17 protein-coding genes and 2 pseudogenes are annotated in these 19,673 nt (G+C 63.4%); 11 read left to right on the forward strand and 8 right to left on the reverse strand.

Annotation, left to right across the window (positions count from 1 at the left end; all coding sequences use genetic code 11):
• A partial coding sequence (locus ACWTU8_RS25890; RefSeq protein WP_455850394.1) for a hypothetical protein occupies positions 1-215 on the forward strand: 215 nt, incomplete at its 5' end.
• Between the two features lie 123 nt (positions 216-338).
• On the opposite strand, the pseudogene ACWTU8_RS25895 reads toward ACWTU8_RS25890, so the two are convergent.
• Positions 339-539, reverse strand: a pseudogene (locus tag ACWTU8_RS25895) (hypothetical protein); the annotation flags it as partial.
• A 271-nt stretch (positions 540-810) separates the two neighbouring features.
• Between ACWTU8_RS25895 and ACWTU8_RS25900 the strand changes: the two are divergent.
• Positions 811-1,272 (forward strand): CAP domain-containing protein, encoded by a 462-nt coding sequence (locus ACWTU8_RS25900; RefSeq protein WP_455850395.1) that lies wholly within the window; start codon positions 811-813, stop codon positions 1,270-1,272.
• 28 nt (positions 1,273-1,300) lie between these two features.
• Here the strand turns inward: ACWTU8_RS25900 and ACWTU8_RS25905 are convergent, their stop codons facing one another.
• The 4 genes and pseudogenes from ACWTU8_RS25905 to ACWTU8_RS25920 form a co-directional block, all read right to left on the reverse strand.
• A complete protein-coding gene (locus ACWTU8_RS25905) occupies positions 1,301-2,830 on the reverse strand; it encodes a DHA2 family efflux MFS transporter permease subunit (protein WP_455850396.1) in 1,530 nt (509 codons plus the stop codon).
• A gap of 448 nt (positions 2,831-3,278) precedes the next feature.
• Complete coding sequence (locus ACWTU8_RS25910; RefSeq protein WP_455850397.1) at positions 3,279-4,457, reverse strand: HlyD family secretion protein; 1,179 nt, start codon at positions 4,455-4,457, stop codon at positions 3,279-3,281.
• On the reverse strand, positions 4,454-4,933 hold the full coding sequence (locus ACWTU8_RS25915) for a MarR family winged helix-turn-helix transcriptional regulator (RefSeq protein ID WP_455850398.1): 480 nt from the start codon (positions 4,931-4,933) through the stop codon (positions 4,454-4,456). Before ACWTU8_RS25915 ends, ACWTU8_RS25910 begins: the two co-directional genes overlap by 4 nt.
• Before the next feature lie 27 nt (positions 4,934-4,960).
• Positions 4,961-5,134, reverse strand: a pseudogene (locus ACWTU8_RS25920) (iron chelate uptake ABC transporter family permease subunit); the annotation flags it as partial.
• Positions 5,135-5,453: 319 nt separating this feature from the next.
• On the opposite strand from ACWTU8_RS25920, the gene ACWTU8_RS25925 reads away from it, so the two are divergent.
• The 5 genes from ACWTU8_RS25925 to ACWTU8_RS25945 all read left to right on the forward strand — a co-directional run bounded on the left by ACWTU8_RS25925 (position 5,454) and on the right by ACWTU8_RS25945 (position 12,215).
• Positions 5,454-6,587 carry an efflux RND transporter periplasmic adaptor subunit gene (locus ACWTU8_RS25925; protein ID WP_455850399.1) on the forward strand — a complete coding sequence of 378 codons (1,134 nt, stop codon included), beginning with the start codon at positions 5,454-5,456 and terminating at the stop codon, positions 6,585-6,587.
• Positions 6,584-8,158, forward strand: a complete 1,575-nt coding sequence (locus tag ACWTU8_RS25930) for an FAD-dependent monooxygenase (RefSeq protein ID WP_455850400.1) — start codon at positions 6,584-6,586, stop codon at positions 8,156-8,158. Before ACWTU8_RS25925 ends, ACWTU8_RS25930 begins: the two co-directional genes overlap by 4 nt.
• 110 nt (positions 8,159-8,268) lie before the next feature.
• Positions 8,269-11,364: an efflux RND transporter permease subunit gene (locus ACWTU8_RS25935; protein WP_455850401.1), complete on the forward strand. Its 3,096-nt coding sequence runs from the start codon at positions 8,269-8,271 to the stop codon at positions 11,362-11,364.
• A 281-nt stretch (positions 11,365-11,645) separates the two neighbouring features.
• Positions 11,646-11,858, forward strand: coding sequence for a hypothetical protein (locus ACWTU8_RS25940; RefSeq protein WP_455850402.1), 213 nt, complete (start codon positions 11,646-11,648; stop codon positions 11,856-11,858).
• Positions 11,859-11,888: 30 nt separating this feature from the next.
• A complete protein-coding gene (locus tag ACWTU8_RS25945) occupies positions 11,889-12,215 on the forward strand; it encodes a hypothetical protein (protein WP_455850403.1) in 327 nt (108 codons plus the stop codon).
• Here the strand turns inward: ACWTU8_RS25945 and ACWTU8_RS25950 are convergent.
• Positions 12,212-13,729, reverse strand: a complete 1,518-nt coding sequence (locus ACWTU8_RS25950; protein WP_287338799.1) for a winged helix-turn-helix domain-containing tetratricopeptide repeat protein — start codon at positions 13,727-13,729, stop codon at positions 12,212-12,214. The genes ACWTU8_RS25945 and ACWTU8_RS25950 overlap by 4 nt on opposite strands.
• A 194-nt stretch (positions 13,730-13,923) precedes the next feature.
• On the opposite strand from ACWTU8_RS25950, the gene ACWTU8_RS25955 reads away from it, so the two are divergent.
• Positions 13,924-14,757 (forward strand): AraC family transcriptional regulator, encoded by an 834-nt coding sequence (locus tag ACWTU8_RS25955; RefSeq protein ID WP_455850404.1) that lies wholly within the window; start codon positions 13,924-13,926, stop codon positions 14,755-14,757.
• Between the two features lie 7 nt (positions 14,758-14,764).
• Here the strand turns inward: ACWTU8_RS25955 and ACWTU8_RS25960 are convergent, their stop codons facing one another.
• Positions 14,765-15,700, reverse strand: a complete 936-nt coding sequence (locus ACWTU8_RS25960; protein ID WP_455850405.1) for a bifunctional helix-turn-helix transcriptional regulator/GNAT family N-acetyltransferase — start codon at positions 15,698-15,700, stop codon at positions 14,765-14,767.
• A gap of 402 nt (positions 15,701-16,102) precedes the next feature.
• On the opposite strand from ACWTU8_RS25960, the gene groES reads away from it, so the two are divergent.
• Both groES and groL read left to right on the forward strand, forming a co-directional pair.
• On the forward strand, positions 16,103-16,399 hold the full coding sequence (groES, locus tag ACWTU8_RS25965) for a co-chaperone GroES (RefSeq protein ID WP_006203049.1): 297 nt from the start codon (positions 16,103-16,105) through the stop codon (positions 16,397-16,399).
• A 62-nt stretch (positions 16,400-16,461) separates the two neighbouring features.
• Positions 16,462-18,117, forward strand: a complete 1,656-nt coding sequence (gene groL / locus ACWTU8_RS25970) for a chaperonin GroEL (protein ID WP_029354200.1) — start codon at positions 16,462-16,464, stop codon at positions 18,115-18,117.
• A 387-nt stretch (positions 18,118-18,504) separates the two neighbouring features.
• Here the strand turns inward: groL and ACWTU8_RS25975 are convergent, their stop codons facing one another.
• Positions 18,505-19,098 (reverse strand): TetR/AcrR family transcriptional regulator, encoded by a 594-nt coding sequence (locus ACWTU8_RS25975; RefSeq protein ID WP_455850406.1) that lies wholly within the window; start codon positions 19,096-19,098, stop codon positions 18,505-18,507.
• A gap of 119 nt (positions 19,099-19,217) precedes the next feature.
• On the opposite strand from ACWTU8_RS25975, the gene ACWTU8_RS25980 reads away from it, so the two are divergent.
• Entirely contained in the window at positions 19,218-19,667 is a 450-nt protein-coding gene (locus tag ACWTU8_RS25980; RefSeq protein WP_455850407.1) for an OsmC family protein, read from the forward strand.
• Positions 19,668-19,673: the final 6 nt, after the last annotated feature.

Below are 19,673 nucleotides of genomic sequence, written 5' to 3' on the forward strand. Positions count from 1 at the left end.
TGCGCGGCCCGTTCGAGTCGGGAAAGGTTCTCCTGTTCCTTGGCGCGCGGTTCCATGGGTTCACCTCCCGATGTGGCCATCAACACCCAGCCAGTGCCTTCTCGTTCCTCGGCGGCGGCATTCCGGCAAACGACCCGATATCAGTCGCTGACCGGTTCCTTGCCGGTCCCCGAAAGCTGGCCTTCATTCCGGCGGCCCCGTCCTTGGTGAAATAGGGCGGCAAGCAGAAAGATGCGACGGCGCCGCTATATTCGGCAAATGCCTTTAACCCGATCCGAAATTAAGTTGAGTTTGGTGTCAGCAGCTCCCCGAGAGCCCACCGGTAGCGATCTCCGCGCTTATGCCTGTATCGATCGACGATGACGGCTCAGACGTTTTCTTTCCATATGATTGTCTCTGGATCGACAGATTTCCAGTCGATCCTGGTGCCTTATTCCTGACGCGCCCCAAATCTGCGAGCGACCGAGCATTGAGACACCAATGTAGTCGCGCACGTTGAGCTTCTTGCCGCCGTCCGTCAGTTGGATCTTGCTGCTGTAGACCTTGCCGCTGAAGTGTCTGCCGGCTAGCGGTCTGCGGCAGGAGTGCTCTTGTCGAGAGCAATGCGGCTATCGGCGGTGGGTGGGTGGACTATCTTGGAGAATACCGCGCCGTAGCGTGCAGTCAGCGGGGTTCGCGGACGGCTAAGGGCGCAGTGAGCCAGATTTTTGAGCGCCGGCCCGGCAAAAAGCCATGATCACCGCTATGTCACTCGGGCATGACCGTTGCCAAATCGAAAATTCCGATGCCCGATCAAACTTTAACAGGCGAATGCTATTTAGAGCTGCCGGCCTTGCTGCACTGGCCGGGCTCGCTGCCTGCGCCACTGTGCTGGCCACCGGCGAAGGCGCCGGGGTCTCCGCCTCCGCCGTTGGCACACTGGCGGGCATCCGTGCCTCAGCCGGCCTCGGGCCGCTTCTCCCCGACCCTCAGCTCGAACGGGCAGCCCTGCAGCAGTCCGGCTATATGGCGCGCGGCGGCCGCATGACCCATACCACAGGCTGGGGCAAGGGATTCGCCTCGCGCGTCAAGGGCAACGGCATTAGCGGTGCTGCCGCCGAAAACATCGCCGAGGGCCGTTTCGATCAGCAGAAGCTGTTCGACATCTGGATGCATTCGGCCGGCCACCGCCGCAACATGCTCGACCCGCGCTTCACCCGCTTCGGTCTGGCCTATGTGCGGGACGGCCGCGACAGCTCGCTGCGCTACTGGAGCCTTGTTCTGGGCAAGTAGGAGGCGTGACCGGCACGTCGACGAGCCGTCAGTCCATATGGGCGGCGGGACCGGCGGTCGGACCAGCCTTTGGCTTGCGGAGCAGAAAAACGAACGGGATGGCAATCAGCGTCATCATCATCAGCAGCTTGAAGTCGTTGACGTAAGAGATCATCATCGCTTGGATATTGACCATGCCGTCCACTTGGGAAAGCGCCGTCGGATCGCCGCCCGCCGCTGCCGGCAACGCCGCCCATAGATTGGGATTGAACGGGTTGATGTAAGCTGAGAGCTCGGCATGGTTCACCTGCGTGTTGCGTACCAGGAGAACCGTCACCACCGATACGCCGATCGACGAACCAAGATTGCGCACCAGGCTGAATAACGCAGTGGCATCGGTGCGGAAGCGCGCGTCGAGCGTGGCGAAGGCCACGGTCGACAGCGGCACGAACACCATTCCCATTCCAAGGCCCTGGATGACGCCGGAGCTGAGGATGAGCCAGCTGTCCATCTGCGGTGAAAAGCTAGACATGGTGTAGAGCGATTGCGCGGTCAGGAGGAAGCCGATGACGACGAGGATTCGGGCATCGACCTTGTGCATGATGCGGCCGACGACGAGCATGGCAATCATCGTGCCGACGCCGCGTGGCCCTAAGACGATGCCGATGGCGAGGGTCGGATAGCCGAAGATGCTCGACAGCATTGGCGGCAGCAGCGACATGCTCGCCAGAATGAGCACGCCCATGACAAAGATGAACGCCAGCCCGGTCACAAAATTGCGGTCGAGGAATATCTTCGGGTCAATGAAGGGCTGCTCCGCCGTCAACGTGTGAATGATGAACACCCAGAAGCCGGTGATGGAAAGACCGAGTTCGATCCATATCTCGACCGAGGAAAACCAGTCGACCTCGCCGCCGCGATCCAGCATCAGCTGCAGAGCGCCGACGCCGAGCGACAACATGGCGAAGCCGAAGAAATCGAAGCTGCGTATCCGCCTTGCAACGGCCGGCAAGTAGGCGGCCATGCCAAGGAAGGCGAGGATGCCGACCGGCAGGTTGATGAAGAACACCCAGCGCCAGTTGAAATTCTCGGTTAACCAGCCACCGAGCGTCGGGCCCAGGATCGGTCCCAGCATGATGCCGGCACCCCAGATTGCCATGGCCTGGCCGTGGCGCTCCTTGGGGTTGATGTCGAGCAGGAAGGTCTGCGACAGCGGCACGATCGCCGCGCCGAACACGCCTTGCATGAGGCGGAACAGCACCATGGTTTCAAGGCTCCATGCCAGACCGCACAGCATGGAGAAGAAAGTGAAACCGACCACCGCCGTCAGAAACAGCTCCTTGCGGCCAAAGCGGTCGGCCAGCCATCCGGTCACCGGCGTCATGATCGCCGCGGCGACGATGTAGGAGGTCAACACCCAGTTGATGTTGTCGGGGGAAGCGCCGAGATCGCCGGTCATGGTCGGCAGCGCGACGTTGGCGATCGTGGTGTCGAGCGCCTGCATGATCGTCGCCAGCATCAGTGCAACGGTTATCAGGCCGCGATGCGGCACTTCGCGAAAGGGTTCTGGCGTGCTCATTATGTGGAACTTCCGGCAGGTGACAAAAACGTGTACAGTAGAGCGACGTGCGTACATTTGGACGCATAAAGTACGCTCTAGTACTTTGAGACTGCGCATCGTGCTTTCCGAAAATCGATTCCGATTTTCGGGCCGATGCGCCAGGCTTCCGGGCGGCGAGGCCTTCCGTGTGGAGAGACCCTCATCGCAGTGGGACGCGAAATCGATGTGGGGGTTACATCGACCGAGCGTCTCGATAACGGGCGCCTGCCGCCCGGAAACCTGAGGACCGAAGGGGCCTGCGTCGGATTGTTCAGGCTTCGATCTGGCCGCGACGCAGCCCGGTCCGAACCCCAACCCTCACCGCATCCCCGATCGGACCAATCCTGTCAGCTGCGTTCCTCTTCCTGCGCGGCCTGCATTCTACTTGTTGCGTCTCAGACCTCATCATCCAATGGAACGAGGTGGTCTATTGCGCCTCACCCGCCGTTGCGTGGCCGAATATGCTCGGAAGCCCGCGGGAAACGCCGGTGTCCACCGTGACGGTCGCGCTCATGCCGGTGCGCAGCGCCATCTTGGCGCCGGCATCGGCCAGTTCCAGGCGCACCGGAATGCGCTGGGTGACCTTGACCCAATTGCCGGTGGCGTTCTGGGCGGGCAACAGCGAGAACTCGGCCCCGGTGCCGGCACCGATCGCCTCGACCGTGGCTTCGAACGTCTTGCCCGGATAGGTGTCGACGACAATTTCGGCCTTCTGGCCGGGCTTCATATGGGTGAGCTGGGTTTCCTTGAAATTGGCATCGATCCAGGTATCGCCGGTCTCGACCAGCGAAAACAGCGGCGTCCCGGAGCCGACATACTGGCCGACCTTGAACGAGGCAGCCTGGCTGATGATGCCGTCGGCCGGCGCCGTGACCGTGGTCTGCGCCAAATCGTAGGCAGCCTTATCGCGCGCGGCGAGCGCCGCCATCACGGTCGGATGCTTGTCGGTCTCGATATCGGGATTGCCGCCAAGCGCCGCCCTGGCGCTGAGGATACCCTGCTCGGCCGCGGCCAGTTGCTGCTTGGCCTTGTCGAGATCGTTCCTGGCCTCATCCAGCGACGATTTGGCGTTAATGCCCTTGCGGGCAAGGTCGGCGGCCCGGTCATATTGCGACTGCGCGTAGTCGACCTGGCTGGCGTCGGACTTCTCCTGAGCTACCGCCTGGCTGTAGGCCGCACGCAACTGCTCAACATTGAGACGCGCGCCGGCCACCGCCGCATCGGCCTGGGCCAGTGCGATCCGGTAGGGCTCGGAATCGATGGCGAACAACACGTCGCCCTGCTTGACGGACTGATTGTCGAAAATGTCGACCTGAACAATGCGACCTGCCGTATCGGCGGCGATCGAGACCTTGGCCTGCTGCAGATTGGCGTTCTCGGTCTCCTGGTAACGGCCGCCGGTCACCCAGACGTAGCTGCCGCCGGCGATCAGTGCCACGGGGAGTGCGAACATCAAAAGGAAGCGGCCGGCACGGCGCTTCTTCTTCGGCGCCACCGGCGCCGGTTCTACCGGCGGAGCGACTGTAACCGGGGCTGCCGCGGGCTGAGCGGGAGCTTCCATCTCCAGCTTGGTCGCATTCTCATCTACCTTGGCTACCGCGTTCATGCTGCTGCGCCTTCTGCACTCTCGACTTTTTCGGCGGACGCCGTCTCGCCGTCCGCCAGGTTCTTGGCCATCGCCTCCAGACCCTTGATCAGGATGCGGCGATCTTGCGGCGACACTCCGGTCAGCGATTCTTCATAGACTTCGCCGGCGAGGCTCTTGATATCTGCATAGGCCTCGCTCGCTTTGGCGGTCGGGAAGATCATGCGAACGCGGCGGTCGGCGGCGTCGGAACGGCGCTCGATCCAGCCGCTCTCCTCCATGCGGTCGACCAGGCGCGAGACGCTGATCGGCTCGATCTCGAGAAGCTCGGCGAGCCGCGCTTGCGTGATGCCTTCTTCTTTGGCGACGCGGACCATAAGCCGCCATTGCGCCGAGGAAAGGCCGAGCCCGCTAGCCCTCGCCTCGAAGCGCTTGCGCATCAAGCGCTGCACGTCGTGGATCAAAAAGCCCAATCTATCGATGCCGTCGGAATCCATGAGCGACACATATTATGAGCGTGCTCATCATTCAAGGAGCCGCATTGTGCCAGAAGGCAGCAAGTGTGCATGGCAGTCAGGTCCAATGATTGCGAATGAGCATGTGACGACAAAGAAAGCGCCGACCGAACTGGTGATGATGCCGATTGGCAGTTCCTGCGGCGGCAACAGCGTGCGCGCCAGAAGGTCACTTGCCAGCAGGGTGTATGTAATAATATAACATATCAAGTGCTACGCTCCGCTGTCAACACCGGCGACCAGTGTTCTGGTTTTTCCCTGGGCGCCCCATTCGAGGACCTTTCAAAGGGCCAGCAGGGAAAAGGTCGGTCGCCAAAACATCGGAAAATTTTCAGAATCCGATCGGGATTTCAGCGCCTGAAAAGCCGAATGAAAGCGTGCTGGTGAACGGGCGAATTGACCCTGTTTTCGCGCCAAGGCGTCCGGCCCCGTCTCCAGCCAAGGATCATAGCCGGCTGTCGCACCCATTCCGGCGCCGGCCGCAACATGGATAGGAGACAACATGACTGCCGCATTCCACAGCAGGTTGAAACGTGGCCTCGTCGGCGTATCGATCGCGGCGCTCGCCTGCGCCGCCGCCGTCACCTGGTACGCTGCCAAGGGCGAGGCCGCAAGCGCAAAGCCGGATGTGCCGGAAGCGAAGCTGGTCAAGGCCGTGACGGTGAAGCCGGCACCGCAGGCGGACAGCCGGCTCGCGATCGGCGAAATCCGCCCACAGCGCGAAAGCGACCTTGGGTTCCGGCTCTCCGGCAAGCTCGTGCAGCGCACGGCAGCAGTAGGCCAGATGGTCAGGAAAGGCGAAGTGCTCGCCCGCATCGAGGACCAGGATTATCGCAACCGCTTGCGCAGCGCCGAGGCCGATGTCGCGGCGGCGCAGGCCGTGCTGGTCGAGGCTAGCGCCGCCGAGGCCCGCCTCGGAGCGCTGCTTGCCAAAGGCTTCACGACGCGCGCCAGCTACGATGCAACGTTGAAGAACCTCCGCTCGGCGCAAGCCAAGCTGGACTCGGCAAAGATTGGCTTGGAGATGGCCAGGGATCAGCTCGCTTATACCGAACTGCACGCGGATTTCGACGGCGTGGTGACGGCGACTGGCGCCGAGGAAGGCCAGCTCGTCAATGTCGGGCAGATGGTCGTGCGCATCGCCGATCCACAAGCCCGCGACGCTGTCTTCTCGATCGCCGAGGCTGTTTTCTCAAATCGCCGCAGCGCTGGGCATCCGCCGGAGATCATGGTCTCGCTGCTGAGCAACCCAGCGATCTCGACATCCGGCGTCATCCGCGAGGTGTCGCCTGTGGCCGATGCCGCCACCCGCACCTTCCAAGTGAAGGTTTCGCTGCGCAACGCCCCGAATGAAATGCGCTTTGGCAGCAGCGTCGCGGGCCGTGTCAACGAATCCGGCGCGCCTGTCGTGGTGTTGCCGGGAAGTGCACTGTTCGACAAGGGCGGTAAGCCGGCCGTGTGGATTGTGGGCGCTTCGTCGGCCGTCGAGCTGAAGCCCGTTGTCATTGCCCGTTACGAGACCGAGCGGGTTGTCGTCAGCGGCGGCCTGGCCGAAGGCGATGTGGTCGTAACCGCCGGCATCAACCGGCTGCGCGAACACGAAAAGGTTCGCATCGTGGCAGGAGAAACCAGATGAGCCCGTCACAAACGAAAGTCCTGATCGCCGGCGCCGGACCAACCGGGCTGACGCTTGGCCTCTGGCTCACCCGTCTCGGCGTGCCGGTCCGCATCTTCGACAAGGCCGCAGGTCCAGGCGAGACATCGCGCGCGCTCGCCGTCCAGGCCCGCACGCTCGAGTTCCACCGCCAGATCGGCATCGTCGAGGACGTGCTTGCCGCCGGCGTGCGGCTGGAGCAACTCACCGTGCGCACGCCGGCCGGCATTGCCGCAAAGCTGCCGCTCTCCGACTTCGGCCGCGGCATCAGCCCGTTCCCCTTTGCATTCGCGCTGCCGCAGGACATTCACGAGCGCATCCTGATCACGCATCTCGAGCGCGCCGGGGTTCGGGTCGAGCGCAACACGGAGTTGGTCGCGTTCGAGGACAGGACCAGTTCGGTTGTCGCCACATTGCGCAATAGCGGTGTGACCGAGACAGTCTGCGCTGCCTATCTCGTCGGTTGCGACGGCGCCCGCAGCACCGTGCGGCATGGGCTAAATATCGGCTTCCCGGGTGGCACCTACGAACAGGCCTTCTACGTCGCCGACGTGACGGGTAGCGGCGCGGTCACCCGCAACGGCATGGACACTACGGTCAGCGCTTACGGTTTCGCGATCGTCATGCCGGTCAGGCAATCCGGTTCACTGCGTCTGATCGGCATCGTCCCGAAGGCGCATGAAGCCGACGAAACGATCACCTTCGAGGCGATCCGCGCCGATGTCGAGCGCGACACCGGCATCAAAGTCAACGAAGTCAACTGGTTCTCGACCTACCGCGTCCACCACCGCGTTGCAGAACGCTTCCGCGTCGGCCGCGTGTTCCTCTGCGGCGATGCCGGCCACATCCACAGCCCGGCCGGCGGCCAGGGCATGAACACCGGCATGGGCGATGCGGTCAACCTGGGCTGGAAGCTCGCTGCCGTGGTTCAAGGCCGTGCCGATCAGCGCCTGCTCGACAGCTACGAGCCGGAACGCATCGCCTTTGCTCGAAAGTTGATCGAGAGCACCGACACGGCGTTCCGCTTCATCACCAGCCGCTCGCGCCTAGTCGGCCTGTTCCGGCGCTATCTGATGCCGAAGATCATGAACGTGCTGCTGCACACGTCGTACGGCTCGCGTGCCTTCTTCGGCCTGATCTCGCAGACCGCGATCCAGTACCGTTCCGGGCCGATCTGTTCCGGCACGGCCGGGAAAATCAGCGGCGGCGACCGCCTGCCCTATGTCCTCACCGCCAGCGGCAACAATTTCGAGCCGCTGCGCTCGCTGGACTGGCAGGTGCATGTCTATGGCGAGGCGAATGCCGAGTTCCGGGCGATGCTGGCTCCGACCGGCATCCCGATCCACAGCTTCGCCTGGTCCGACATGGCTAAAGCCACGGGCCTGCATCGCGACGGTGCCTATCTGGTGCGGCCCGACGGCCATGTCGCGCTGGCCTCGCCGGTGCAGGAGCCAGCCACCTTCCAGCGCTACCTTGCCGGGCTTGCCATCAAACCCCGGCTGGCCGAGCGAGGGCCGTACCGCATCCCGGGCACCATGCACAGCCTGGCCTGAGTAACGCCCGCCCCGACCGGCGGGTGCCACCCAGCCGAATCACTGAAGTCTTCAGCCGGCGCAGGCCGGCCGCGCGCCGGGATGGCGCGCCATGAAAAAGGAGTCGCATTATGACCAGCTTCAATCTTTCCGAATGGGCACTGCGCCACAAGAGCTTCGTCATCTACCTGATGATCGCGGCCGCACTCGCTGGCATGTTCGCCTACACCGGGCTCGGCCGCGAAGAGGATCCGCCCTTCACCATCAAGACCATGGTGGTCAAAACGCTATGGCCGGGCGCAACGACCAGCGACACGGTGGAGCAGATCACCGACCGGATCGAGAAGAAGCTCGAGGAGCTTCTCAACCTCGACTACGTCAAGAGCTACACCAAGCCCGGCGAATCGGTGGTCTTCGTCAACCTGAAGGACACGGTCGCGGCCGAGCAGGTGCAGCCGCTCTGGTACCAGGTGCGCAAGAAGCTCGATGACATCAAGCCGACGATGCCGTCCGGCGTCCAGGGCCCTTTCTACAATGACGAGTTTGGCGACACCTATTCGCTGATCTATGCGCTTACCTCCGACGGCGTCAGCCATCGCGATCTGAAGGATTTAGCGAGCGGCCTGCGCGCCGGGCTGCTGACCGTGCCCGACGTCGCCAAAGTCGAGCTGATCGGCCAGCAGGACGAAAAGATCTATTTGGAATTCTCGACGCAGAAGGTGGCAGCACTCGGGCTCGACGTCGGCACGCTGTCGCAGGTGCTGCAGGCGCAGAACGCGCTGACCCCGAGCGGAACGGTCGACGCCGGCCCCGAGCGCATTGCCATTCGGGTTTCCGGCGAATTCACCTCCGAGGAGAGCCTGAAGGCGATCAACTTCTACGCCAATGGCCATTATTTCAGGCTGGGCGATGTTGCCGAGGTTAAGCGCGCCTATTCCGACCCGCCGCAGCCGATGTTCCGCTTCAACGGCAAGCCGGCTGTCGGCATCGCCATCTCGATGACATCAGGCGGCGACGCGCTGGCGCTCGGCGAGAACGTTAAGGAAAAAATGCACGAGATGGCGGCCGAGCTGCCGCTCGGCGTCGAGCTCGGCCTGGTCGCCGACCAGTCGCATGTGGTGGAAGAATCCGTCGGCGAGTTCACCAAGAGCCTCGGCGAGGCCATCGCCATCGTGCTTGCGGTCAGCTTCCTAGCGCTCGGCTGGCGCCCAGGCATCGTCGTGGCCGTCGCCATCCCGCTGGTGCTCGCCATCACCTTCGTCACCATGGAGTATTTCGGCATCTCGCTGCAGCGCATCTCGCTCGGCGCGCTGATTATCGCGCTCGGCCTTCTGGTCGACGACGCCATGATCGCGGTGGAGATGATGATCTCGCGCATGGAGGAAGGCTACGACAAGATCTCGGCGGCCACCTATGCCTATACCTCGACCGCCTTCCCGATGCTCACCGGCACGCTGGTGACGATCGCCGGCTTCGTGCCGGTCGGCTTCGCCAAGAGCGGCGCCGGCGAATATTGCTTCTCGCTGTTCGCGGTCGTCGGCATAGCGCTGGTTGTTTCCTGGGTCGTCGCGGTACTGTTCACGCCGTTGACCGGCGTCGCCCTTTTGCCCGAGCGCATCAAGGGCCATGGCAGCCACCAGCCTTCGCGCCTGGTGCGCGGCTTCAAGACGCTGCTCGAAATGGCGATGCGGGCGAAGTGGCTGGTGCTGTCGGCGACCGCCGGGCTGTTCGCGCTCTCGGTCGTGGCCATGGGCTTTGTCGGTCAGGAGTTCTTCCCGAAGTCCGACCGGCCCGAAATCATGGTCGACCTCACCCTGCCGCAGACCGCATCGATCAAGGCGACGGACGAGGTGGTGAGCCGGGTCGAGAAGCTGCTCGCGACCGATCCTGATATCGACCACTGGAGCTTCTATGTCGGCCAGGGCGCGGTCCGTTTCTACCTGCCGCTCGATGCCCAGCTCGCCAACGACTTCTTCGCCCAGGCGGTGGTCGTGACCAAGGGCCACGCCGTGCGCCAGGCCGTGATCGATCGGCTGGAAAAGTCACTTGCGAACGGCTTCGACGAGGTCATGACCCGCGTCACGCCGCTCGAACTCGGACCGCCGGTCGGCTGGCCGCTGAGATTCCGGGTCAGCGGACCGGACCCGGACAAGACGCGCAGCCTGGCGCAGCAGTTCGCACAGGTGCTGGGCAGCGATGCAGCCGTGCGCAACATCAACTACGACTGGAACGAGCCGGCCAAGGTCATCAAGATCGAGGTCGACCAGGACAGGGCGCGCGCGCTCGGCATCTCCTCGCAGCAGCTCGCCGATACGATCAACTCGATCCTGTCAGGGTCGAAGATCACGCAGATGCGCGACGACACCTACCTCGTCGATATCGTGGCGCGTGCGGTCCAGTCGGAACGTGCCGACATCGACACGCTGCGCACGCTGACGGTCAGCGCGTCGGGCGGACGCCGTGTGCCGCTCGACCAGGTGGCCACGCTCACCTACCAGACCGAGTCGCCGCTGATCTGGCGCCGGGGCCGCGTGCCGACGGTGACCGTACAGGCCGACGTCGTGCCCGGCACCGAGCCGGCCGTCGTGGTCCGCAAGCTCGACGGCGCGATCGCCGCCTTCAAGGCGGAACTGCCGGCCGGCTACAGCGTCGAACAGGGCGGCGTGATCGAAGACAGCGCCAAGGCGCAGGCGAGCATCTTCGTCGTCTTCCCGCTGATGCTGTTCATCATGACCACCGTGCTGATGATACAGCTGATGAGCTTCCAGCGCCTGGTGCTGGTGCTGCTCACCGCTCCGCTGGCGCTGATCGGCGTTGCCGGCGCGCTGCTGATGTCGGGAGCACCGATGGGCTTCGTCGCCATTCTCGGCGTCATGTCCCTGATCGGCATGGTGATCCGCAACTCGGTCATCCTGATCACGCAGATCGACCAGCACATCGCCTCCGGCGAAGAGCCGTGGTCGGCGGTGATCAGCGCCACCGCGCACCGGCTGCGGCCGATCCTTTTGACTGCGGCGGCCGCCATCCTCGGCATGATCCCCATCGCGCCGACGGTGTTCTGGGGGCCGATGGCCTACGCGGTGATGGGCGGCCTGATGGTCGCGACCGTGCTGACGCTGCTCGTCCTGCCGACCCTCTATGTCGCGTGGTTCAGCATCAAGGCACCGGCGGAGTCGGCGGCTGAGCCCATCGAGTCCGTCGCCGAACCGCAGCCGCTGGCCGCTTAAAGGCGACCCCTCCCAGCAAACGCCACGGCGGCGGAACCGCCGTGGCAGCCGCTTCGCAAGATTTAAACTGAAAGGACCGAACATGACACCCGTTTTCGGAAGCCTTCTCATCCGCGTCAACGCCGGCTTCCTGATCCTCGCATCGGCAGGCGGCCTGATAACCGACATTGCCGGCTCCTTCTTCGGGCGCGGCGCCGAGGCCGCCCTGCTCGCCAATGCACCCGGGACCGGCATCGGCTTCATCGAGGCGCACGGGCTTGCCCTGATCATCGGGCTGACCCATGTGGCGCAGCGCCTATTCCCTGAAATGGCACGCTGTCCTGGCGGCCGTCCATGCACTGCTTGGAACCGCAAACCTCTTGTTCTGGCAGTTCTTCATCGCCGCCGACGTGCTCATCGTCGGCTACGCGACGACCGCGGCACATTGGCTGTTCGTGGTTGCCCACCTCGCGGTTCTGTCGGGCACTGCCCGGCCAGTCGCGTCATCCCATTGACCTTCGATCAACATCAGGAGAAACGAAAAAATGCCTCTGAAATCCGCGAAGAAATTCCGCTCGGCCGCTGCATTGCTCGCGGTCGGCCTCGCCGTCGAGATCATCGGCATCGCCGCGCCGGCGCTGTCGCTGGTCAGCCAGGCCGAGGCCCGAGTCGGCCAGCCCTGGACGCCCCGGAGTGCCGCAGGCGTCGCACGGCGCACCACATGGCGCGTGCTCCGGCACACCACAGCCTGGGTCCCCGCGCTGCCTGCGGGCTGCGTGCGCACCAAGGTCAACGGCTTCGCCGTCTGGCGTTGCGGCGGTACCTACTATCGAGCCTATCAAGGCCGCTATATCGTCGTTGTCGTCGATTAACCGACCCCGGGCGCAGCCTGCCGCCCAAGCGCAAGCATGACGCCTTCGGCGAGATGATCCGCGTCGGCCTGATTCTCGAACGGGACGCCGCGCAGCGCATAGTCGACCGGCGAAAACGGATCGCCCTCGTCGATGAGGGCGATCTGCCGCCTCGCCCGTTCCATCTCGCCCATCTGGGCGTAGCAGGCGGCGAGTCGCGTGCGGATCCACGGCGCCGGGCGTGTGGCAAGCTCCAACGCCTCCGCCGCCTGCCGATATTCTCCCATCATATAGAGCGCCAATGCGCGGTCGAACTGGTACCAATGTGGGTGCAAAGGATCGATGCGGATGCCACGCGCCAGCCAGGTCAGCGCCTCGAGCGGTCTACCGCGCATTGTAAGCAGCATGCCCATCTGCTCGATGCTGTCGGCGTCATAAGGGTTGAGCTGCAGCGCGATGCGCATGTGGTGCTCGGCCGCTTCATGGTCGCGCATATAGAGTCGCACCAGCGACTGCACCCGATGGCCGGTCGCCTGGTCCGGCGAGAGCGACAGACCCTTGTCGGCAAGGTCGCGGGCGTTTTCCAGCACCGCGTCGCTGGCACGCCCGAATTCTCCATCCAATGCGCGCGCCAAAGCGAGGTAGGTGTAGGCCAGGCCATAGGTCGGGTCCTTGGCGATGGCCGCCTCGAACAACGCCTCGGCGCCTCGCTGGTCGGTCTGGGCAGGATCGCGCAAGAGGGCGAAGCCACGCAGCGCCAGTTCATAGGCGGCAAGGCTGGTGATCGGCTTGCGTGAGGCCTGCTGCAGGCCGGCATTGTTGACCCGCGTCACCAGCCTGCCAACAATCTGCTCGACGATCTCCTGCTCGATCGCGAACAGGCCGGTGCCGCGAGACTGATAGCGGTCGCCCCAGAGCTGGCTGGCGCTCGCGGTGTCGATGAGGTTGACGGCCGCCACCACGTGTTCGCCCTGACGACGCACTGACCCTTCGACGATGAAGTCCGCGCCGATGCGCGAACGGATTTGCGGCCACTCCGCGCGCGCGAATGAGGCAAAGGAAAAGCTCGAGTTGCGCGCCAGGACGGTGACGGTTCCGAAGCGTGCCAGCCCGTTGATGATATCCTCGGCGAAGCCATCGACAATCGCCTCGTCCGCCGGATCGCCGCCTTCATTGCGGAAGCGCAGCACTGCCACGATCGGTTGCACGCCGATCTCCGGCGATTGCTCGGCTTCGGCCGCCAGCATGTAGCCTCTCTTGGAGACGGTGCGAACCATATCCTCGCCGATCGCTTTGCGGATCTCGCGGATCGATTGCGTCAGGGAATCCTCGGTGACGAAGATGCCGGGCCAGGCAACTTCCATCAGCTCCGATTTCGGCACGACACGGCCCATGTTGCGACAGAGGTGCTTTAGCAGGACATAGGCTTTTGGGCGGAGGAATACCGGCCCGTCGGGACCGCGCAGCGTTCCCCTGGCGAGATCCAGCGTGAACCCGCCGAAGCGAAAGACCTGATCGGCAGCCGTGATTGTCACCGGCACCTCCCTGACAACGCATTGAGATGCCGCATGGACGCCACGTCAAGAGCCGTGTGACGCGGTTTAGCGGACGGGACAGCTGTCGAAGGGAGTTCGCGATCACAATCGTTGGATTTTGCGGGAGGCGCAATTTCGATCAAACTGACCGTGCGGAAAGACGGTAGCATGATTTGGCCAATGCAAGGAGCAATATGAACCCGACCGAGAAAGCGCTGTGGTTCGTCGAAAGCCATTTGCCGGAAGCCGTCTCGCTCGACGATGTCGCCAAGAGCAGTGGCGTGTCGCGCTTTCACGTGACGCGGGCTTTCGGTGCGGCGACCGGCCGTTCGGTGATGGGCTACGTGCGTTCTCGCCGGCTTACCGAGGCGGCGCGCAGGCTCGCCGCCGGCGCACCCGACATCCTCTCGGTCGCGCTCGACGCCGGCTACGCCTCGCATGAGGCCTTCACCCGCGCCTTCCGCGACCAGTTCGGCACCACGCCGGAACTGGTGCGCGCGCAAGGCTCGCTCGACAATCTCGATCTTGTGGAGCCGATCCTGATGGACCAGTCCTTTCTCACCAATCTCGAGCCGCCGCGTTTTGAGACCAGCCGGCCGTTTCTCATCGCCGGTCTCGGTGAACGCTACAGCTGCGAAACGAGCGCCGGCATCCCGATGCAATGGCAGCGGTTCGGCCCCTATATCGGCAATATTCCGGGCGAGGTCGGCGACGTCGCCTATGGCGTCTGCGTCAACGGCGACGATGCAGGCAATTTCGACTATATCGCCGGCGTCGAGGTGTCCGATTTTTCGGACTTGCCGAGGGAGTTTTCGCGCGTGCGCGTGCCGGCGCAGAAATACGCCGTGTTTGCCCATCGTGACCACATCTCGACCATCCGCCGCACGATCAACACGATCTGGAACAAATGGCTGCCGGCCTCCGGGCACGAGGTCGCCGATGCGCCCGAATTCGAGCGCTACGGCCCCGAATTCGATCCGCGCAGCGGCAATGGCGGGCTGGAAATCTGGATACCGGTCAAGGCCTAAAGCACCACTACAGCTCCAGGTTCCAGTTCTGGCCGACCAGATCCTTGCCGAAGGCGTGGTGACGCTCCTCGTCGGCCAATTTGAAACCGGCCGCCTCGTAGATGCGGCGCGCTGAGGTGAGCACGTCATTGGTCCACAGCGTCAACGTCTTGTATCCCTTCGCCCGGGCAAAGCCGATGCATTCCTCGACCAGCCGCCTGCCGATGCCGAGACCGCGCGCCGAGGGTTCGACATAGAGCAGGCGCAGCTTCGCCACCGCGTCCGACTGGCGCACGACAAAGACCGAGCCGACGACTTCGCCCTCCCGCTCGGCGATCCAACTCCGTTCCCATTTCGGATCGAAGGATTTGACGAAGGCGCCGAGGATTTCGGCGACCAGCGCCTCGTAGGTTTCGTCCCAGCCATATTCCTGCGCGTAGAGCAGGCCCTGCCGATGGATGATCCAGCCGATGTCGCCGACCTGCAAAGGTCGCAGTATGTAGGGGACCTTGGGCTCTGCACTGTCGTCCATCAGGAGTTGCACCGTCCGCATCGCCTTGACCAGCCGTTCCTGTTCCGGGGCGGGAAGCCGGTCGAGCAAGGCCGCGACCTGATCGTGCGAACCTTGGTTCAGCGGCGCGAACGCCGCCCTTCCCACCGGCGTCAGCGCGATCGACGAGCGCCGCGCATCGGCTTGCGTCGCGGCGCGCTCGACCAGGCCGCGCTCCTCGAACTTTTTCAGCAACCGGCTTAGGTAGCCGGGGTCGAGACCGAGATCGCGCGCAAGGTCGGTGGCGGTCAGGCCATCGCGATGCGCTAGTTCATAGAGCACACGAGCCTCGGTCAGCGAGAAGGCGCTTTTCAGCAGCCCTTCGTCGAGCAGGCCGATCTGGCGGGTGTAGAAGCGGTTGAAGCCCCGCACGGCATCGATCCGCTCCTTGCCGGGTTGATGATGAATCGTCATGGCATCCTCCTGCTGCACAAGATCAACCACTTACTTGACTTAGTCAAGTATCTGTTTGAAGCAGGGCATTATCCAATCCGGCAGATGAGGCCTTCGAACGACTTATTGCCTCGCGACCCTTGCCATTCCCGTCGACGAGGCGAGCGACTGGTTCGACGAAGTGCGAGTCGTGCCGAGCGGATCCTTTCCGCTGGCGAAACGATGCCCGCTGCTGGTGCTCGGTTCGCCGGGGCCCCAGTAATTCACTGCCGGGCGTTGATCGGCTCACTCAGCGCCTTGACTCTCGCCAGCCGCCGGCTTATCTCACCGCCACGTTAGCACTCGCCATTGGTGAGTGCTAACGTAGGTCCGGCGCCGCCGGATGGAGGAACTGTTCTCACCATTCTCATCGAGGAATAAAAAATGGCAAAGTCGAAGTTCCGCCCGCTTCATGACCGCGTGGTCGTACGCCGGGTTGAATCCGAATCCAAGACTGCCGGCGGGATCATCATCCCGGATACGGCGAAGGAAAAGCCGCAGGAAGGCGAGATCATCGCCGTTGGTTCCGGCGCCCGCGACGAAGCCGGCAAGCTCGTCCCGCTGGACGTCAAGGCCGGCGACCGCATCCTGTTCGGCAAGTGGTCGGGCACCGAAGTCAAGCTCAATGGCGAAGACCTTCTGATCATGAAGGAATCCGACATCATGGGCATCATCGGCTGAATATCGGCCTCACCGTCACTTAAATCTTCGGGCTCAATTCAAGCCCCTGCCAGGAGCTAAAAATGGCTGCCAAAGACGTAAAATTTTCCCGCGATGCCCGTGAGCGCATGCTGCGCGGCGTCAACATCCTCGCCGACGCAGTGAAGGTCACGCTCGGCCCCAAGGGCCGCAACGTCGTCATCGACAAGTCGTTCGGCGCACCGCGCATCACCAAGGACGGCGTCACCGTCGCCAAGGAAATCGAGCTTGAAGACAAGTTCGAGAACATGGGCGCGCAGATGGTCCGCGAAGTCGCTTCGAAGACCAACGACATCGCCGGCGACGGCACCACGACCGCGACCGTTCTGGCGCAGTCGATCGTCCAGGAAGGCCACAAGGCGGTTGCCGCCGGCATGAACCCGATGGACCTGAAGCGCGGCATCGACCTCGCGGTCAGCGACGTCGTTGCGACGCTGATCAAGAACGCCAAGAAGATCAAGACCTCGGAAGAGGTTGCCCAGGTCGGCACCATCGCCGGCAATGGCGATGCTTCGGTCGGCTCGATGATCGCCGAAGCGATGCAGAAGGTCGGCAACGAGGGCGTCATCACGGTCGAGGAAGCCAAGACCGCAGAGACCGAACTCGAAGTCGTCGAAGGCATGCAGTTCGACCGCGGCTATCTCTCGCCCTACTTCGTCACCAACGCCGACAAGATGGTCGCGGACCTGGAAGACGCCTACATCCTTCTCCACGAGAAGAAGCTCTCCAACCTGCAGGCCATGCTGCCGATCCTCGAGGCTGTCGTGCAGACCTCGAAGCCGCTGGTCATCATCTCGGAAGACGTCGAAGGCGAGGCTCTGGCCACGCTCGTCGTCAACAAGCTGCGTGGCGGCCTGAAGATCGCCGCCGTCAAGGCGCCGGGCTTCGGTGATCGCCGCAAGGCCATGCTGGAAGACATCGCCATCCTCACCGGTGGCCAGGTCATTTCCGAAGACCTCGGCATCAAGCTCGAGAATGTTGGCCTCAACATGCTCGGCCGCGCCAAGAAGGTGTCGATCTCCAAGGAGAACACCACCATCGTCGACGGTGCCGGCAAGAAGGCCGAGATCCAGGGCCGCGTCGCCCAGATCAAGCAGCAGATCGAGGAGACCACCTCGGACTACGACAAGGAGAAGCTGCAGGAACGTCTCGCCAAGCTGGCGGGCGGCGTTGCCGTCATCCGCGTCGGCGGTGCGACCGAGATCGAAGTCAAGGAAAAGAAGGACCGCGTCGATGACGCTCTCAACGCGACCCGCGCGGCCGTCGAAGAAGGCATCGTTCCCGGCGGCGGCGTCGCACTTCTGCGTGCTTCGCTGAGCATCAAGGCTGTCGGCGCCAACTCCGACCAGACCGCGGGCATCAGCATCGTGCGTCGCGCGCTGCAGGCTCCGGCTCGCCAGATCGCGTCCAACGCTGGTGCGGAAGCATCGATCGTCGCCGGCAAGATCCTTGAGAACAAGGGCCCGACCTTCGGCTTCAACGCCCAGACCGGCGAATATGGCGACATGATCGCCATGGGTATCGTCGATCCGGTCAAGGTCGTGCGCACGGCTCTCCAGGATGCGGCCTCGGTCGCCGGCCTGCTGGTCACCACCGAAGCCATGATCGCCGAGGCTCCGAAGAAGGAGTCGGCTGGCGGCGGCATGCCTGGCGGCATGGGCGGCGGCGGCATGGGCGGCATGGGCGGCATGGATTTCTAAGGAAATCCATCAGCACGCCCATGAACTGATAATGCTCAAGCCCGCAAGCGGGCTTGAGTGGCGGCATGGATTTCTAAGGAAATCCATCAGCACGCCCATGAACTGATAATGCTCAACCCCGCAAGCGGGCTTGAGTGGCGGCATGGATTTCTAATCCAGCCCATCAGCCTTCAGATACGGAAAGGGGGGCAGCGATGCCGCCCTTTTATTTGTTACGCACCTCAATCGCCGTGCAAGCCGCGATCGGCGGGCGAGACCTCCTGTACCGCTGTACGCTTTGGCAATAGTTACGGCATGGATCGCAGGGCTGGAGCCATCTCTTGTTCGGCCTTCGGCGCTTTCGGCAGGGCTCCGCGCCGGCTTCGATGCGATGAAGGCCATAAAATATCAGCCCGCCGTTACCGCGACCTCTTTGGCAGGCAAGGCACCTTCTATCAGCGCGGCGACCTCATCGGCCACCGCCAGCACCGGGGCGCGGTCGCGGCTGGCGCGCGCGATCACCATCAGCCCTTCCAGCGATGATTCGACAAGCAGCGCCAGAGCGCGGGCGCGGCGCTCGGGCACCCCTGCCCTGACGAAGGCCGCCTGCAGCAAGCCTATCCATTGCTCGAAAGCCGACCGGCACAGTTCGGCCAGCTCCGGCGTCGGCGAGTCCAGCACGACAGGCGCGATTGGGCAGCCAAGCGTGAACTGGTTGTCCTCCAGCATGCGCGCGACCGACTGATAGATATGGTGGACGGCCACCGCCGGATCGTGCTCTGCGGCCAGTGCTTCGGTAAGCTGCTCGGTCACCTTGGCGATGCTGTCGCGCGTCACCTCGATGACCAGTTGGTCCTTGCCGCCCGGAAAATGAAAATAGAGCGATCCTCGTGGCGCACCGGAGGCGCTCAAAATGTCGTTGAGCGAAGTACCGTGATAGCCGCGCTGCCTCAGCAGCAGCGCCGTCGCTTCCATCATGCGGGTACGGGTATCGTTGGCCATGTCAATCTCTGTCAGGAGTCGGCACTATAGATCTTGCACTAGATATGACAATCGGTTTACATAATATGTAGATCAGTCTATATATCGTGACGGCATTCATGTAAGAGGAGAACGATAAAATGACCATCCGTGAAGCAGAGGCCCAATGGCAGGGGTCGTTAAAAGAAGGTTCGGGCCGCCTGCGGCTTGGCAGCGGCGTCTTCGAAGGCGCCTATTCCTTCCCGTCGCGCTTCGAAAACGGTCCCGGCACGAATCCGGAGGAACTGATTGCGGCGGCGCATGCCGGCTGCTTTTCAATGGCGCTGAGCGCAATACTGGGCAGCGGCGGACATGTCCCCGTACGGATCCACACCGTCGCCAAGGTGCATCTCGGCACCAGCACGGCCGGACCGACGATCACCCGCATCGAGCTTGAAACGGAAACCGAGATCCCGGGCCTGGCGCCCGAGGAATTCCAGCGACTTGCCCAATCCGCGAAGACGACATGCCTCGTCTCGCGCGCTTTGGCAGGCGTGGCGGATATCACGCTCAAGGCCGACCTCGTCACGGCCGCCGCTGCGGAAACATGAAATCAG

The organism is Mesorhizobium sp. BHbdii (assembly GCF_053848045.1).

Coding starts and splice junctions, on each gene's coding strand:
- ACWTU8_RS25900 (WP_455850395.1), top strand. CDS start 811: ATGCTATTTAGAGCTGCCGGCCTTGCTGCACTGGCCGGGCTCGCTGCC.
- ACWTU8_RS25905 (WP_455850396.1), bottom strand. CDS start 2,830: ATGAGCACGCCAGAACCCTTTCGCGAAGTGCCGCATCGCGGCCTGATA.
- ACWTU8_RS25910 (WP_455850397.1), bottom strand. CDS start 4,457: ATGAACGCGGTAGCCAAGGTAGATGAGAATGCGACCAAGCTGGAGATG.
- ACWTU8_RS25915 (WP_455850398.1), bottom strand. CDS start 4,933: ATGGATTCCGACGGCATCGATAGATTGGGCTTTTTGATCCACGACGTG.
- ACWTU8_RS25925 (WP_455850399.1), top strand. CDS start 5,454: ATGACTGCCGCATTCCACAGCAGGTTGAAACGTGGCCTCGTCGGCGTA.
- ACWTU8_RS25930 (WP_455850400.1), top strand. CDS start 6,584: ATGAGCCCGTCACAAACGAAAGTCCTGATCGCCGGCGCCGGACCAACC.
- ACWTU8_RS25935 (WP_455850401.1), top strand. CDS start 8,269: ATGACCAGCTTCAATCTTTCCGAATGGGCACTGCGCCACAAGAGCTTC.
- ACWTU8_RS25940 (WP_455850402.1), top strand. CDS start 11,646: ATGTGGCGCAGCGCCTATTCCCTGAAATGGCACGCTGTCCTGGCGGCC.
- ACWTU8_RS25945 (WP_455850403.1), top strand. CDS start 11,889: ATGCCTCTGAAATCCGCGAAGAAATTCCGCTCGGCCGCTGCATTGCTC.
- ACWTU8_RS25955 (WP_455850404.1), top strand. CDS start 13,924: ATGAACCCGACCGAGAAAGCGCTGTGGTTCGTCGAAAGCCATTTGCCG.
- ACWTU8_RS25960 (WP_455850405.1), bottom strand. CDS start 15,700: ATGACGATTCATCATCAACCCGGCAAGGAGCGGATCGATGCCGTGCGG.
- groES (WP_006203049.1), top strand. CDS start 16,103: ATGGCAAAGTCGAAGTTCCGCCCGCTTCATGACCGCGTGGTCGTACGC.
- groL (WP_029354200.1), top strand. CDS start 16,462: ATGGCTGCCAAAGACGTAAAATTTTCCCGCGATGCCCGTGAGCGCATG.
- ACWTU8_RS25975 (WP_455850406.1), bottom strand. CDS start 19,098: ATGGCCAACGATACCCGTACCCGCATGATGGAAGCGACGGCGCTGCTG.
- ACWTU8_RS25980 (WP_455850407.1), top strand. CDS start 19,218: ATGACCATCCGTGAAGCAGAGGCCCAATGGCAGGGGTCGTTAAAAGAA.